This is a genomic window from Vagococcus sp. 211 (assembly GCF_056322705.1).
On sequence record NZ_CM150475.1, the window covers coordinates 1,141,706 to 1,156,933 of the forward strand.

The 15,228-nt window shown below is 39.7% G+C and carries 15 protein-coding genes; 4 read left to right on the plus strand and 11 right to left on the minus strand.

What is annotated here, in order from left to right:
- The first annotated feature begins 76 nt into the window (after nucleotides 1-76).
- Entirely contained in the window at nucleotides 77-829 is a 753-nt protein-coding gene (locus tag ACVWM0_RS05620) for a DeoR/GlpR family DNA-binding transcription regulator (protein ID WP_476471667.1), read from the plus strand.
- A gap of 11 nt (nucleotides 830-840) precedes the next feature.
- Nucleotides 841-1,233 carry a tautomerase family protein gene (locus ACVWM0_RS05625; RefSeq protein ID WP_476471668.1) on the plus strand — a complete coding sequence of 131 codons (393 nt, stop codon included), beginning with the start codon at nucleotides 841-843 and terminating at the stop codon, nucleotides 1,231-1,233.
- 53 nt (nucleotides 1,234-1,286) lie between these two features.
- Here the strand turns inward: ACVWM0_RS05625 and iolB are convergent, their stop codons facing one another.
- From iolB to nrdR, 7 genes are all read right to left on the minus strand, one after another.
- Nucleotides 1,287-2,105 (minus strand): 5-deoxy-glucuronate isomerase, encoded by an 819-nt coding sequence (iolB, locus tag ACVWM0_RS05630; RefSeq protein ID WP_476471669.1) that lies wholly within the window; start codon nucleotides 2,103-2,105, stop codon nucleotides 1,287-1,289.
- 71 nt (nucleotides 2,106-2,176) lie between these two features.
- Nucleotides 2,177-3,631: a CoA-acylating methylmalonate-semialdehyde dehydrogenase gene (locus ACVWM0_RS05635; RefSeq protein ID WP_476471670.1), complete on the minus strand. Its 1,455-nt coding sequence runs from the start codon at nucleotides 3,629-3,631 to the stop codon at nucleotides 2,177-2,179.
- Between the two features lie 219 nt (nucleotides 3,632-3,850).
- The gene (gene rpmF, locus ACVWM0_RS05640; RefSeq protein ID WP_476471671.1) at nucleotides 3,851-4,030 is read right to left on the minus strand and encodes a 50S ribosomal protein L32; all 180 of its coding nucleotides are present in this window, start codon (nucleotides 4,028-4,030) and stop codon (nucleotides 3,851-3,853) included.
- 55 nt (nucleotides 4,031-4,085) lie between these two features.
- A complete protein-coding gene (locus tag ACVWM0_RS05645) occupies nucleotides 4,086-4,658 on the minus strand; it encodes a YceD family protein (RefSeq protein WP_476471672.1) in 573 nt (190 codons plus the stop codon).
- A gap of 84 nt (nucleotides 4,659-4,742) precedes the next feature.
- Complete coding sequence (gene dnaI, locus ACVWM0_RS05650; RefSeq protein WP_476471673.1) at nucleotides 4,743-5,672, minus strand: primosomal protein DnaI; 930 nt, start codon at nucleotides 5,670-5,672, stop codon at nucleotides 4,743-4,745.
- Complete coding sequence (locus tag ACVWM0_RS05655; protein WP_476471674.1) at nucleotides 5,672-7,093, minus strand: replication initiation and membrane attachment family protein; 1,422 nt, start codon at nucleotides 7,091-7,093, stop codon at nucleotides 5,672-5,674. The genes dnaI and ACVWM0_RS05655 overlap by 1 nt, the downstream gene beginning before the upstream one ends.
- Before the next feature lie 21 nt (nucleotides 7,094-7,114).
- Nucleotides 7,115-7,582 (minus strand): transcriptional regulator NrdR, encoded by a 468-nt coding sequence (gene nrdR, locus ACVWM0_RS05660; RefSeq protein ID WP_476471675.1) that lies wholly within the window; start codon nucleotides 7,580-7,582, stop codon nucleotides 7,115-7,117.
- 200 nt (nucleotides 7,583-7,782) lie between these two features.
- Between nrdR and ACVWM0_RS05665 the strand changes: the two genes are divergently transcribed.
- Nucleotides 7,783-8,970: a DUF998 domain-containing protein gene (locus ACVWM0_RS05665; RefSeq protein WP_476471676.1), complete on the plus strand. Its 1,188-nt coding sequence runs from the start codon at nucleotides 7,783-7,785 to the stop codon at nucleotides 8,968-8,970.
- 14 nt (nucleotides 8,971-8,984) lie between these two features.
- On the opposite strand, the gene ACVWM0_RS05670 is transcribed toward ACVWM0_RS05665, so the two are convergent.
- The 4 genes from ACVWM0_RS05670 to ACVWM0_RS05685 form a co-directional block, all read right to left on the minus strand.
- Nucleotides 8,985-10,499, minus strand: coding sequence for a UDP-N-acetylmuramoyl-L-alanyl-D-glutamate--L-lysine ligase (locus ACVWM0_RS05670; protein ID WP_476471677.1), 1,515 nt, complete (start codon nucleotides 10,497-10,499; stop codon nucleotides 8,985-8,987).
- 178 nt (nucleotides 10,500-10,677) lie between these two features.
- Entirely contained in the window at nucleotides 10,678-11,682 is a 1,005-nt protein-coding gene (iolG, locus tag ACVWM0_RS05675; protein ID WP_476471678.1) for an inositol 2-dehydrogenase, read from the minus strand.
- Between the two features lie 56 nt (nucleotides 11,683-11,738).
- Nucleotides 11,739-12,701, minus strand: coding sequence for a 5-dehydro-2-deoxygluconokinase (iolC, locus tag ACVWM0_RS05680; RefSeq protein WP_476471679.1), 963 nt, complete (start codon nucleotides 12,699-12,701; stop codon nucleotides 11,739-11,741).
- Between the two features lie 67 nt (nucleotides 12,702-12,768).
- On the minus strand, nucleotides 12,769-14,229 hold the full coding sequence (locus tag ACVWM0_RS05685) for a CoA-acylating methylmalonate-semialdehyde dehydrogenase (RefSeq protein WP_476471680.1): 1,461 nt from the start codon (nucleotides 14,227-14,229) through the stop codon (nucleotides 12,769-12,771).
- Nucleotides 14,230-14,457: 228 nt separating this feature from the next.
- Between ACVWM0_RS05685 and ACVWM0_RS05690 the strand changes: the two genes are divergently transcribed.
- A complete protein-coding gene (locus ACVWM0_RS05690) occupies nucleotides 14,458-15,210 on the plus strand; it encodes a DeoR/GlpR family DNA-binding transcription regulator (protein ID WP_476471681.1) in 753 nt (250 codons plus the stop codon).
- Nucleotides 15,211-15,228 lie beyond the last annotated feature (18 nt).

Consider the following 15,228-nt stretch of genomic DNA (forward strand, 5'->3'; position numbering starts at 1 on the left):
TGACTAATTCTTGATTAAGTTAACCATAAATGCTATGATGACCTTATAACTAAATGAGAAAAGATGGTAGATTTGTATGAAAGAGAAAAGGAATGACAAGATTAAGGATTATATTTTGCACAACGAGCAAGTCTCATTAAAAGAACTACAAACCACCTTTAATGTATCCATGAACACGATTAGACGTGACATTTCACTCATATTGGATGATCCTCGCTTCGAAAAAGTCTATGGTGGCATTCAAGTTAAAGAAAACCCCATTGTGTCTTACGAAAACCGAAGCGTTAAGAATCGAGACATTAAGATGAGCATTGCTAAAGAGGCAGCTGCCCAAATTAACAATAGCGACTTAATTTACATTGATTCTGGAACAACGACCAAGTATATTCTCGATTTCTTGGATAAAGATATTAACATTACAGTCATTACGAATAGTTTAGACGTGATAGTGAAAGCGGAACACTTCCCTAACATGTCACTGTTTGCTTTTGGTAACATCTTCAGAAAGAAAACCCGTTCATTTGTAGGGATTTCACCAAATCAAATTATTGATAAGTACAACGTGTCAAAGGCGTTTATTTCTGCTACGGCAGTGTCGATTGATAACGGATTAATGAATGCTGATATTCTTGAATATGAAATGAAAAAACAAATCGTTGGAAAGGCATCAAAGGTTTATTTACTCGCTGATCAAAGCAAATTTAATAAATCCAATCTGTTTACCTTCGCATCCCTCCACCAAGTGAGTGATGTGTTCACAGACTTCCAGGTAACGCAAGATTATTTAGATTATTTCAACGAGCACGATATTATCGTGCATCATTTATAGGAGGAATCAGTATGCCATTAGTACAATTCAACATCGTTAAAGGAAAATCAAAGGAAGACATTCAACAATTATTAGATCTCTCTCACGAGGTATTTGTTAAAAGTTTGAACCTTCCACCAGGCGACCGTTTCCAAACTGTTTCAGAATATGAGGAGCACACACTTGTGATGAAAGATGTGGATTTAGGTTTCACTAGAGACTCTGAGCGCATCTTAGTATCCGTGGTAAGTCGTCCTCGTCCAAAAGAACAAAAAGTAGCCCTATATAAGGAGTTAGTAGAATCTTACGAGACACACTTAGGTATCAAACCAGAAAACGTGATGATTAATTTTGTGATTAATGATGACGAAGATTGGAGTTTCGGCTTCGGTCGCGCGCAGTTCTTAACAGGTGAATTAAGTTAACACAAGTAAAAAAGGCCTAACCTCTCAGGTTAAGCCTTTTTTTGTTGGTAATCTTAGTCACGAGATAAAATCCATTCGTGATCTGGGTCATTATGAAATTGCCATTTTTTCGTTGGGCCAGCCATAATGTTCAAGTAATACGATTCATACCCATCAGGAACTGCAACTGGGTGGTAACCTACAGGAACGATCACCATTTCTTCGTTTTCAACAGTCATGGTTTCGTTTAAACTACGATCATCTGTGTACACGCGTTGGAAAACAAACCCTTGAGGTGGGTTCACTTCATGGTAATAGGTTTCTTCTAAAAATGATTCGTAAGGTAAATTGTCTTGATCATGTTTGTGTGGTGGGTAGCTTGACCAGTTTCCGCCACCTGTGTACACTTCTACTACAATTAATTTATCTGAAATCGGACTTTGGTCATCTAAAATGTTATGAACTTGGCGTTTGTTGTTGTATTTACCACGGTGCTCTATTGTATTATCAGAGGCTTTGATTAATGTGGTTGGTAAATCTGCCGTTGACGGTGCGTAACATAACAATACTTTCGCTGTGCTTTCTGCTGTTACAGTGATGGTTTTACCTGAGGCCACGTACACTGAGTCCGTCGGGCATTTTTCGAAAACAGAGTCACGGGTACCAATAGATGAGAAGGTTTGCTCACCGTCAGAAACCGTCACACGTCCTGTCAGTGCGACAACACACACTTCTAACCCATCAAGAGTTTCTGTGTATTCTCCCCCTTGGTCCAAACCTAAAGAACGAGATTCAATGTACTCAAGTCCCGCATTTTCTCGCGTTACGTGTTGTTTTTCTGTTACTAAGTCATTAATTTTGTTTGCTTCTACCACTCTTTTTAATTTAGCCATTGTTATCTTAATCCTTTCTGTCTCACATAGAAATAAAGGGAGGGAATGTCCCTCACCTTCTTATTTTTTTATTAGATATCGTCTCTTGATAAGCGTGCTGTTACTACTTTGTTGCGTGTGTAGAATTCCATGCCTGCTTTACCATTTGCTGGTAAAGTACCGTAGAATGATGATTTCCATCCTGAGAATGGGAACATTGCCATCGGTGCGGGTACGCCTAGATTGATTCCTAACATGCCTGCATCAATGTTCTCACGGAAGTAGCGGATACCTGCGGCGTTGTTTGTAAATAAACATGCCCCATTCGCAAATTCTGATTGGTTGGCAATAGCAATCCCTTCTTTTAAGTCTTTGATCTTCATCACGGATAAAACGGGTGCGAAGAGTTCTTCTTGCCAAATCGTCATCTCAGTTGTGACACCTTCAAAGATTGTAGGCCCAACAAAGTAGCCTTCTTCATTGACTGTTTCACGGCCGTCAATGGCTAATTTAGCCCCTTCTTCTACTCCTTTGTCGATATACCCTAGGGTACGTGTCAAGTTGTCCTCACGAATCACAGGTCCTAAGAAGACCCCTTCGTCTAAACCATTCCCCATCTTAATGTCTTTCGCTTCTTGAACCAAACGGCCCATGAACTCGTCATAAATCCCTTCTTGAACGGTAACAACCGCAGCGGCCATACAACGCTCACCCGCTGAACCAAATGCTGCACCAACAATAGCCGGCATGGCGTCATCTAAGTTCGCATCATTTAAAACAATCGTGTGGTTCTTCGCCCCTGTTAAGGCTTGGACACGTTTCAAGTTCTTAGACCCTTCACGGTACACATACGCACCAACAGGTTTAGACCCAACAAATGAAATCGCTTTAATATATGGGTGTTCTAAAATACCATTCACCACATCATGAGCACCGTAAACAATGTTAAACACACCATCAGGCAAACCTGCTTCATGTAGTAACTCTACGACTTTTTCCATTAACATCGGTGTACGTTCTGATGGCTTCATGACTACTGTATTACCTGTAGCAATCGCCATTGGGAACATCCAAAAAGGAACCATCATTGGGAAGTTGAAAGGTGTGATACCACCCACTACTCCTACTGGGTATTTATACGTTGTGGCTTCAACGTCTGTGGCAATTGATGACAGGCTATCACCCATCATAAGGGTTGGTGCCCCTGCTGCGAATTCAACGTTTTCAATCCCACGTTGCACTTCACCATAAGACTCTGATAAAGCCTTTCCATTTTCAATCGTTACAAGACGAGCCAACTCATCTTTATTTTCAGTGAGTAATTGATGAAATTTATATAAAATACGGGCACGTCTAGGAACAGCAACTTCTTTCCACTCCATAAATGCTGTTTGAGCAACCTCTGCTGCGTTGTCTAAGTCTTCACGTGTTGATAAAGGGACCTGGCACATAACTTCCTTCGTTGCAGGGTTAAGTACATCCTCATAGTGCGTGGTATGACTCTCTACCCATTGACCGCCAATAAAGTTCTTTAATTTCCTAACCATAATTACTCTCCTTTATTTAACCAAAAATAATGTCATCTTTTGGTTACATTGATTATGTTCACATCTAAATATTACAACTTTAAATGATTAAAGTCAATAATTCCTACTGATTTATCCCACTTAACCAACTTAACCATCAAGAAACACTCTTTTGAGCGCACAAAAAAACCATAGACTTCCATGGTTAGTCTATGGTTTTGACATTTTCATTAAAATGTTTTACGCTTCTTTGTTCATAACGTCTTTCCCGTCATAATGTCCGCATGAAGGACAAACGTGATGGCTTTTTCTCATTTCACCACAGTTGCTACAAGTTGTTAAACCTGGTGCAGACAATTTGTAATGAGTACGGCGTCTTGCTTTTTTGGCTTTTGACGTTTTTCTTGCTGGTACTGCCATTCTTAAACACCTCCTTAAATCTGAGTATATGTAAAATTACATATATATTCCAATCTTACTCGTTATCGTCGTTAAGTAATAACTCTGATAATTTCGCAAGACGAGGATCAATTTTATCTTCTGATTCTAATTCGTCCAAATGTTTCTTGGCTTTCAAATCTTCTTCAGAAATAACGTTCCAAAATTCACCTTTTGGAAGGTCGGTTGTTGTCATCTCTTCTTCTGTTAAAATTTGCAATGGCAAATTCAATAGAATGAAATCTTCAACGGCTTCAGTTAAATCAATCAAATCTTTTTCTAAGACCATGATTAAACTTTTTTCATCTTCTGAGATATCAGCTAAGCCCGCGTACGTGCTCTCTGTCATATAATCTTCATCGATCGTTAAAGTTAATGGATACTTAACTGGTGTTAAAGATCGTGATGAGGGTAATGTTAGCACGGTGTCCATTGTGAAATGTGCCAAGTATCGACCAGTGTCGACTTGGATAAAGCCATCTACACGAATAGGTTCAACAGCTAAAATTTGTGGTTCTCTTTGTTTTAGTGATTCTTCTAAATCAATGGTTTCGGTAAATCTTAGTTGATCGTTTTTAAATTTATTAAGCTCACTTAATGCCCACTTCATATACTCACCCCTTAAGCAACAAAAATAATTATACTAGGGGACTATCCCTTTGTCAATCAGTTTTTACTAAAAAACAAAGAGCCTCTAGCCTTGACGACGATTTTGCCCAATCATGTTGATTTCTTTTGATAAATAACGCACCCGTTCCATGATGCGTTTTGCTTTCAACGGTTCATCTTCTCCTCGCTGAGAATACCTTAAATGCTCGTTTTCTAACTGCGCCATGTTAAAGTTCGACGAGAAAAATGTGGGCAGTTGTTCTTGCATTCGGTACTGTAAGATAACACCTAAAATATCATCTCTGACCCAGCTACTCATGGAATCTGCCCCGATATCATCTAACATCAAAATAGGCGCGTTCTTAATGCTTTCTACTTTCTCTCCTAGGTTATCCTTCCCAATGGCTTGCTTCATTTCCACTGCAAGGGTTGGAAAGTGAACCAGAGTCGTAGAAAAGCCCTTTTCTGCCAAAGCATTAGCAATAGCTCCTAACAAATAGGTCTTGCCTACACCGAAAGTCCCTTGAAGGTACAATCCTTTATGGAAGCCTTTAGGATTACTTTCGTACTGGTTAACAAACTGAATGGCTTCTGAAAAAGCTTCTTTCCGTTCATTGGTCATCTCAAAGCGGTCAAGACGGGCTTCTCGTATGTCCTTAGGCATGTCCATCGCTTTTACTCGGTTACGTACCTCAGCAGCTTTTCTCTCCTCTATCAGCCTCTCTGTGGGCATATAGGTCACATCAATGTAATGATGATTGATAAATAAGGCGGGTTGGTAACCAGGAGCAAGCATGGTGTGATTGTTCGATTCAAATTTTTTCTTCTCTTGCACAAATTCATAAAGCTTCGAATAACTTCTGACAATGTCTTCATCCGTTAGACGCTCTCGGTTGTTAGCGATAAACAATTGCACATCAGGATCTCGCAGAGCTTCTTCCATTAAATCATCAAACTTTTTAGAGAAGCCTCTTTTCTTAAAGGTATGTTCAATGCCTTTACCAATATGATCCATTATGAGTCACCTCCTGATTTTGTTTGTAATAAGCGTAGTTGTTCTTCAAAAAAGGCTTGGTCTTCGGCAGAAACAGGGGTTTCTACTTTCGCGTTTCCCTCTTTGGCCCAATCAGGCAAGGTTTCTTTACGGGACGATTTTCCTTGTCCCCCTTTTTTACTATAGGTGTTTCTTTTAGGTGCCGCTTCTTTTTCTTGTTTTAGCGCTTTGACTTTTTGAAGGCCTTCTTCAGCGGTTTTTACCTTACTTTGAGCCCAGTCGTTCGCAATACTGTTAACCATGTTTTGATTCAGGGAGCTGTTTCCTTGGACAACGAGCATATAATGAATCAACATATTAATCACACTATTAGGCAAACCAGACTGATTCTTCAGATTCTCTATGGTCCACCGCTCATTATTGGCAACATACCCATTTTTTTGCTTTTTAATGGCTTTCAAAAAGACCATAGGCGGGGTTTTTTCACAGGCAATCAACACACCCACTTCCCCTTTAGAATACCCCAAACGGCTCAATTCTGTTTCCCTTAAGCTCATTTGTTTAGACGCCACTTCTTCCTCCCTAGAAACAACAGGGGCTTGTAAGGGTTCTTTCGGGCGTTTCTTTTGATGGTATTCCTTGTAGACACTTTTCTTAAATTCGCTAATATTAATAGTACCTGTCACAAAATCAAAGGCGCGTTGGATGTAATCAGACATGACCATCTCATCGATGCCATATAGATAATGGAAAGTATCAATGCTTTTTTGCAGTTCTTTTTCCATGGTATCTGGGCTAATCGGCATCCCTTTTAGTAAGCTCTTAAAGAAATCCCAATCAAAGGTTTCTTTCTTTATATCCAACTCTATTCCTTTGTCTTTAGACGCACTTTCTTCAATGCCTTCATGCTTTAATAACGCTTCATGGCTTTCCAGTTGGTACGAATTCACCTGATAGACGTCAAGAAACTTCTTCGTGATAGGTTGATAATCTGGAGCTATGTCTATCCTTTTTAAGAAAGAGTCTCTCAGGGCTAGAAAAGCGTCTTCCCCGATTTTTTCTAACAATAACAAAGACAAGACATCATCTTTTAAGAATACTTTCGGCTCTAAAGGTTTTTGTAACACATACATAAAGTGATGGTCCTCGTCCAAAGGTTTGACGTAACTGGTCATCAGCCCAATCCCTTCCAGTTTCAACCGGGCCTCATAGAGTCTTGGAAGCCCAATATCTAATCGGTTCAACAACACATTATGGCGTTGGTTTCCTTTTAGGCCTGTTTCTGCTTCGATAAATAAGGAATGGAGCAAAGCGAAAGCATCGGTGCCAATGATGGGCTGATACAAGCGGTTAATAATTTTTATGTCTGTATCGGTTATCCAATCATTCAAGACCACCGTGTAATAATCTCTGGGTTTTAAATGTTTCCATGGATCATTCATTGTTGCACCTCCCTTTCTTTCTTACTTATCATCGGTTTCTTTATCAATGATTTCTTGTAACTCTTTTAAAAACACACTCATGTCTTTGAACTGACGATAAACACTAGCAAAACGAATGTACGCAATTTCGTCAAGGTTAACAAGGTCTTCCATCACGTATTCTCCAATATCCGTGGTGGATACCTCGTTTTCGCCAATGTTTCTCACTCTATTTTCGACGCGTTCTACCACTTGTTCCATCTGTTCTAAGGACACAGGTCGCTTTTCTGCAGAACGGATCAAACCACGTAATATTTTTTCTCGATTAAATTCTTCTCGTGCACCGTTTTTCTTCACCACAAGTAAAGGAGCCACATCCACTCTTTCAAAAGTTGTAAAACGGAAGGTACACTCTTCACATTCTCGGCGGCGACGTATCGCGCGACCGTCATCTGCTGGGCGGCTATCAACAACACGAGAGCCGTTGTAATGACATTTTGGACACTCCATCTTTCTAACACCTCTCTCAAACTTCCTATTATCCTAAATAATACCAATATTATAACATGGAGTGAAGGCTTTGGTATAGTCAAGTCATATTATCATCATCATCCAACTAAAAAGCACTCATTTTAATCTGTCCCTTCATTATCTTTAGAGAGAATCTATGCTATGATAATAAGCAATAACTGACACATAGGAGTGATGATATGAAGACGACAAAACAGGTTTCTTTACCAGAAGACTGGCTCGAACAGCTCAATTTATCCAAAGAAGACACTTATCTGTTAAAGAAGCAACAACACAAACTCGTTATTGAAAGTACCAACAAGCCCCTAGAGAGTCAACAAATTTCCTTGCGGTGGTTTATCCTTCCCGTCCTAATAACAAGTCTCATCTTTTTTATGACCTTTTATGAGACTGGGCGCTATCAAGTTCCAATGAACGGGGATAAATCCATTGCTAGCATGATTATCCTCCTAGGATTGACAAGCGGGATGATTTCCTTTTCTTTTTTCTTTATTAAGATGAAACGACGGACCGACAATGACGAACTCAGAAAAATTCACTGGCGTAACGTTCCTACGATTATTTTTTCGTTTGTGGTGATCTTGTTACTCGTTTTATTGGGCTTTTTTTGGGTGCTAGGCACGGTGTTTGAGGGGGCGAGCTTTGATTACTACACAGCTACCGCTATTTTCGCAGTCTTTATGGCCATTATTAACTATGTCATGATTATCGCTGCCTTATCTTTTTCATCAGATATGATTATTAAATTACTCATTACCGTTATTATTAGCGGCGTCTTTTTCGCTATGATAACCAATAGCCAAACAAGGTGGTGGCAACATAACTTTAGTTATCTCGGCACCAATGAAGCCTCAAGCAGTTGGCAATTTAATTTAACCTTAATGCTTTCCGCCTTTTTAATGATTGCTTTGATTGACTACTTGTTCGAATCATTGAAACACACAGAACATGATTCTCTCAAATTGCTAATTTTAAGAATTCTCTTAACCCTTGTGGCCATTTCTTTAGCCGGAGTAGGCTTTTTCCCGAACAACGGGCGTGGACAACTGCATCTGCTCCATACTAAATCAGCCACGTGGCTTGTCTATCTCATCGTTATCTTGATTATAGGCATTAAATGGTTGTTGCCAAAAGTGACCAAGGAATTTTTATTTTTTTCTTATTCTATGGCCATTATCCTTGTGATAGCTAATGTGTTATTCCAAACGATTGGCTACTTATCTTTAACGGCTTTTGAACTCATTGCCTTCGCCTTGGCTTTTAGTTGGTTACTCCTTTTATTGCAACACATCCAAAAACTATCCTCAGATAGTCCCCATCAGTTTTACATCACCTTTGAAGCAGAAAAAAATGAGGCCAACCCTTAAGGTTGCCTCATTTTTCATTTGCCAACGATGCCTTCTGCAATAGTGTAATCCCCTAAATAAGGTTCATCCACTCCATTTACTTTTTGATAAGCATCTCGCCCTTTTCCAGCAATAATCACAGAATCTCCTGATTGACTCATCTCAATCGCTCTATGAATCGCTTCTTCACGGTCCATGACCATCACTTGTTCCACACGGTCTGTTGTAATATGAGCTGAAATTTCTTGTGCTATCGCTTCTGGCGATTCATGGCCTGGATCATCTGCTGTTAAAATGACCACGTCTGTCAATTCTGATAAAACATGACCAAAGTCCGCTCTTCTTGAAATAGACTTATCTCCTGGACTTCCTAAAACCGTAATAATACGGCCTTTAGTGTCTGCTTTAGCAAAACTTAGCAATTGTTGTAAACTCACATAATTGTGGGCGTAATCAACAAAGATTCGTGCCCCATTTTTATGGGTTAGCTGTTCCATTCGACCTGGAACGAGAGCGTCACCTAGTCCTAACTGAGCCTCTTGAACCGTTGCCCCTGCCAGTTGAGACGCCAAAATACTGGCCACAGCGTTGTCTTTATTGAAGTCCCCCATTAAGTTAATTCGGTAATTCCCTCTTGGGTTCACTGGTAGAGACTCTGTTCTTGTTGCCACATCAAAACTTAAGGCATCATCAGCCCCCTGTGTCCAATAAACATCTGGGTGATTTTCTTGACTACCATAAGAAAGGTAAGGCACATTATAACCTTCGCACATCTCTTTTAGCAAAGTATAGTCCTGACAGTCCACATTTAAAACCATCTGTTTCGAATGGCGAATCAACTGACGTTTGCAGTAATAATAGTCATCAAAAGTAGGATGTTCAATTGGGCTAATGTGATCCGGAGAGATATTTAAGAAAATACCCACATCAAACATTAAATTGTACACTCGCTCCACTTTGTAGGCTTGAGACGAGACTTCCATAATCAAGTGTGTCATACCATTGTCCACGGCTTCTTGCATCATGCGGTACAGGTCAATCGATTCCGGTGTGGTTAAGGCTGACTTAAAATAGGTTTTTCCATCTAAACTGGTGTTCATCGTGGAAAAAATCGCTGTTTTTTGATCCGTGTGATGGTCTAAAATGAACTTAGTAAAGTAAGCACACGTGGTCTTGCCTTTGGTTCCTGTGTAAGCAATCAAGGTCAATTTATCCTGAGGGTTATCATAGAAAGCCATACTCAGCACTGCCATGGCTTGTCTGACGTTGGTCACAATAATCCCTAGCCCTTTTTGCGTATCATAGACTTCTTCGGATACATAAATCTCTAACCCTTCAGTCATGGCTTTTTGTAAGTACTCCTCTTTAAAACCAAAGCCTTTACAGAAGAATAAACTGTCTGGTGTGACGGTTCTTGAATCATAGGTAATGTGTGTCAAGGTTCTATCTGCTACAGGTAAGTTAAAAAACCAATGGGACTCGTAAGTAAATTCTTTTAATAAATCATGTTCTTTTAATATCTTTTCTATGTCTCGTAATGTTATTGTCATCAAGGAATCCCTCGTTTTCACTCATATTTGTTCCGAATGAACGGATGTCTTTTCCCATTTTACCACATAATTCTCAAAACACTTGAGAAAGACCTCGAAAAAATAGAAAAACACCTAGAAAGTCTATGTGTATAGCTTTTCCAGGTGTTTTATGTCAGTTAAGTTGTGTAATAAATGATTATAGTTTTTGTACTTTCACAGGTTGACCTGTTTTTAATGATTCGTTCGCTGCAAAAGCCAAACGTTGCGCCATGATACCATCAACAAAAGTAACCGGTGTTTCTGTGTCTTGTTGAATCGCATCTAAGAATTGTTGCACTTCTTCAATATACGCGTTGTTGTAACGTTCTAAGAAGAAATGCAGCGGGTTTTGGCTATGTACCCCTTCTTTGTTAGATAGTTTAACGTTGTTGACTAATTCGTTTTCTGCTTCTGATGCTCCTTTAGAACCAAAAGCTTCTAAGCGTTGATCGTAACCATAAACCGCTTGACGACTATTACTAATCACACCAAGACAGCCATTTTCAAATTTCAATGTCACAATCGCTGTGTCCACATCAATTCCTTTAATTTCAGGGTTCACCAAGGCATCACCTGTAGCAAAAACTTCTTCTACTTCGCTCCCAGTAATGAAACGAGCCATGTCAAAGTCATGAATCATCATGTCAAAGAATAGTCCGCCTGATGACTCAACGTATGATAAAGGTGGCGCTTCTGGGTCACGTGAATCAATGCGTAATAATTGAATGTCGCCAATTGCTCCTGTGTCCACATGATCTTTGACTTGGGCAAAGTTGCGGTCAAAACGACGGTTAACCCCAATTTGGAATTTTACCCCAGCTTTTGTTACAGCTTCATAGGCTTCTAATGTTTCTTCATCTGAAAAACTAATTGGTTTTTCACAGAAAATATGTTTGCCTGCTGCTGCTGAACGCTTGATTAAATCAACGTGAGTATCTGTTGGCGTACAAATGAACACCACATCAATTTCTGGGTCTTCAAAAATCGTGTTAAAATCAGAAATCAACGGAACCCCTGTTTCTTTCTCAAAATCTGGCATCTTGTCTGCAAAGATATCTGCCACATATTTCACGCGTACGTCTTTCATTTGAACTAAGTTGTGTGTGTGTAGTTTCCCGATACGTCCTCCACCAATAACACCAATGACTGTTTCTTTACTCATTTCTTTTTCAGCTCCCGCTCTTTATTAGATTCATTTTTTGTAACCTATCAGACGATTTATTTTTGATCTTCCATCAGTTGCTCAATCTCCGCAACCGTTGGCATTGCTTCTGATGAACTGTGTTTGCTGACAACAATAGCTGCTGAAGCGCTACCATATTTAAGAGCTGCTTCAATGCCTTTTCCAGCGTTAAGAGCATATAAGAAGGCTGCTGCATAAGAATCTCCCGCACCAAATGTTTTTAGAACGTTTGATTTGTACGCTTTTGTTTGGAAGGTTTCTCCTTCTTTAGTGTAGGCATAAGAGCCTTGTACCCCGTGCTTGATTACCACTAATTCTGGGGCATGCGCGAACAAGTAAGCAACCGTGTTATCGTTGTCACCTTCTGTTACGTTCTCTAACATATTATACTCATCACGTGTTCCAATAACAATGTCTGATTGCTCAGCAACGATTTTGTAATAAACAGAGGTCTCTTCTGCGTTTTTCCAAGTGTATGGACGGTAATCTAATTCAAAGACCACTTTAACTCCATTTTCTTTGGCAACAGATACTGATTTTAAGACCGCTTCACGAGAAGGGCTTTGCGCCAATCCTGTTCCTGATACGATTAGCATGTTAGCTGATTTAATGTACTCTGGATCCACTTCACTAGGTTCTAAGTATAGATCCGCTACCTCATCACGGTACATTAAAATACTACATTCTTCTGGGCTTAAGATTTCCGTGAAAGCAAGACCCGTTTTGCGTCCTTGTGTATCTAGAACAAAATTACTTGTGTCTACCCCGACGTTTCCCATATAAGTTGTAATAAAACGGCCATGTTGATCGTCTGGTACTTTACCGATGAACCCACAGTTCAACCCTAATTTAGACGCACCAATAGCGATATTCGCCGGAGAACCTCCAACGTATTTACTAAACGTCATGGTTTCTTCCATAGGACGGTTATATTCTACTGCATTTAAATCCACACAAGCTCTTCCGATTGCGATTAAATCAAATTTTTTCTCAGTCATGACAATTCCCCTTCTTATTTACAACCAACCTAGAAAATACTCTCTAGGCTGGTGTCTGTTTTTTTAGTTAGATGTCGTCTCTTGATAAGCGTGCTGTTACTACTTTGTTACGTGTATAGAATTCCATTCCTGCTTTACCGTTCGCTGGTAAAGTACCGTAGAATGATGATTTCCATCCTGAGAATGGGAACATTGCCATCGGTGCTGGTACGCCTAGGTTAATTCCCAACATACCTGCATCAATGTTCTCACGGAAGTAGCGGATGCCTGCTGCATTGTTTGTAAATAAACATGCCCCATTCGCAAACTCCGATTGGTTGGCAATAGCCATTCCTTCTTTAAGGTCCTTAATCTTCATCACGGATAAGACAGGCGCGAACAACTCTTCTTGCCAAATCGTCATGTCTGTTGTGACACCTTCAAAGATCGTAGGCCCAACAAAGTAGCCTTCTTCATTGATTGTTTCACGGCCATCAATGGCTAGTTTAGCTCCTTCTTCTACCCCTTTTTCAATGTAGCCTAGAGTACGTGTTAAGTTGTCCTCACGAATCACAGGTCCTAAGAAGACACCATCTTCTAGGCCGTTACCCATTTTAATGTCTTTGGCTTCTTGAACCAGACGGCTCATGAATTCGTCGTAAATGCCTTCTTGAACGGTAACAACCGCAGCGGCCATACAACGCTCACCCGCTGAACCAAATGCCGCTCCAACAATGGCTGGCATAGCGTCGTCTAGGTTGGCATCATTTAAAACAATCGTGTGGTTCTTCGCTCCTGTTAAGGCTTGCACGCGTTTTAGGTTCTTAGACCCTTCACGGTAAACGTATGCCCCAACTGGTTTAGACCCTACAAAAGAGATTCCTTTGATGTGTGGGTGCTCTAAAATACCATTTACCACATCGTGAGCACCGTAAACAATGTTGAATACACCATTAGGTAAGCCTGCTTCATGTAATAACTCGACAACCTTCTCCATTAACATCGGTGTACGTTCAGATGGCTTCATAACCACTGAGTTACCTGTCACAATGGCCATTGGGAACATCCAGAAAGGAACCATCATTGGGAAGTTGAAAGGTGTGATGCCACCAATAACCCCAATTGGGTACTTGTAAGTGGTCGCTTCAACATCTGTGGCAATTGATGATAAACTATCACCCATCATCAGAGTTGGTGCCCCTGCTGCGAATTCAACGTTTTCAATCCCACGTTGCACTTCTCCGTAAGACTCCGATAAAGCCTTTCCATTTTCAATCGTTACAAGACGAGCCAACTCATCTTTGTTCTCCATTAATAATTGATGAAATTTGTATAACACACGAGCACGTCTTGGCACTGCCACTTCTTTCCACTCTAGGAAAGCTTCTTGGGCAACTTCTGCCGCTTTATCTAAATCTGCTCTTGTAGATATAGGTACCTGACACATGATTTCTTTTGTTGCAGGGTTGAATACATCCTCATATTGCGTTGTATTACTTTCTACCCACTGGCCACCAATAAAGTTTTTTAGTTTTCTCACTGTTGTCATTTCCATCCTCCGCTCATTATTTAACCAATTTAATCATTATGAAGCGTTTTAATTGGTTAACTTATAGTTAGAATTTAACACAACTTACCCAAGTTAGTCAATGGTTTTTTTGTTTTATTTTGTTTTATTTGTTGATATAGCCACAAAAAGACCATAAATGATAATCTATTGATAAATTAGCAAAGTTATGGTAAAGTTTTAGTATCATAATAAAAATGGGGTTCTGATATGAAAGAAAAAAGAATTGACCTAATCAAGGAATACATCCTCGATAAAGAGAATGTAACCTTAAAGGAATTGGAAGACCATTTCAATGTATCGATGAACACGGTTCGCCGAGATGTGGCGAAGTTAATCAAAGATCCTCGATTTGAAAAAGTCTATGGCGGCGTTAGTGTGAAGAAAAATGACCTTGTCTCTTTTGAAAACCGCAATGTTGAAAATAAAAACATTAAAAAAGTTATCTCAGAAAAAGCTGCTAGTTTAATTGAAGATGGGGATTTAATCTACATCGATTCAGGGACAACGACTAAATACATTTTAGATTATTTGAAACATGATATTTCCTTAACGATTATCACCAACAGTCTGGATGTGGTATTAAAGTCAGAAACCTTTGATAATGTCTCCGTCTTTTTAATTGGGAATATCTTCAAACGGGAAACTCGCTCATTTGTCGGTTTAACCCCTGATCACGTGATTGAGAAGTACAACATCTCTAAAGCCTTTATGGCTGCTACAGCTGTTTCTGTTAACAATGGCTTAATGAATTCAGACTTTATGGAGTATGAAATCAAAAAGAGCATCGTCTCTAAAGCTAATAAAATTTACCTGTTAACAGACGAAAGCAAATTCAGTAAGTCAACGTTACTTACCTATGCTCATCTAGAAGATTTAGATGGCATTATTACGGACAAGGAGTTTGACGAAGGCTACAAGAGCACCTTGGCTAACAACGGTGTAGATATCTTCAATGTTTAATCATTAAAAATAGGACGG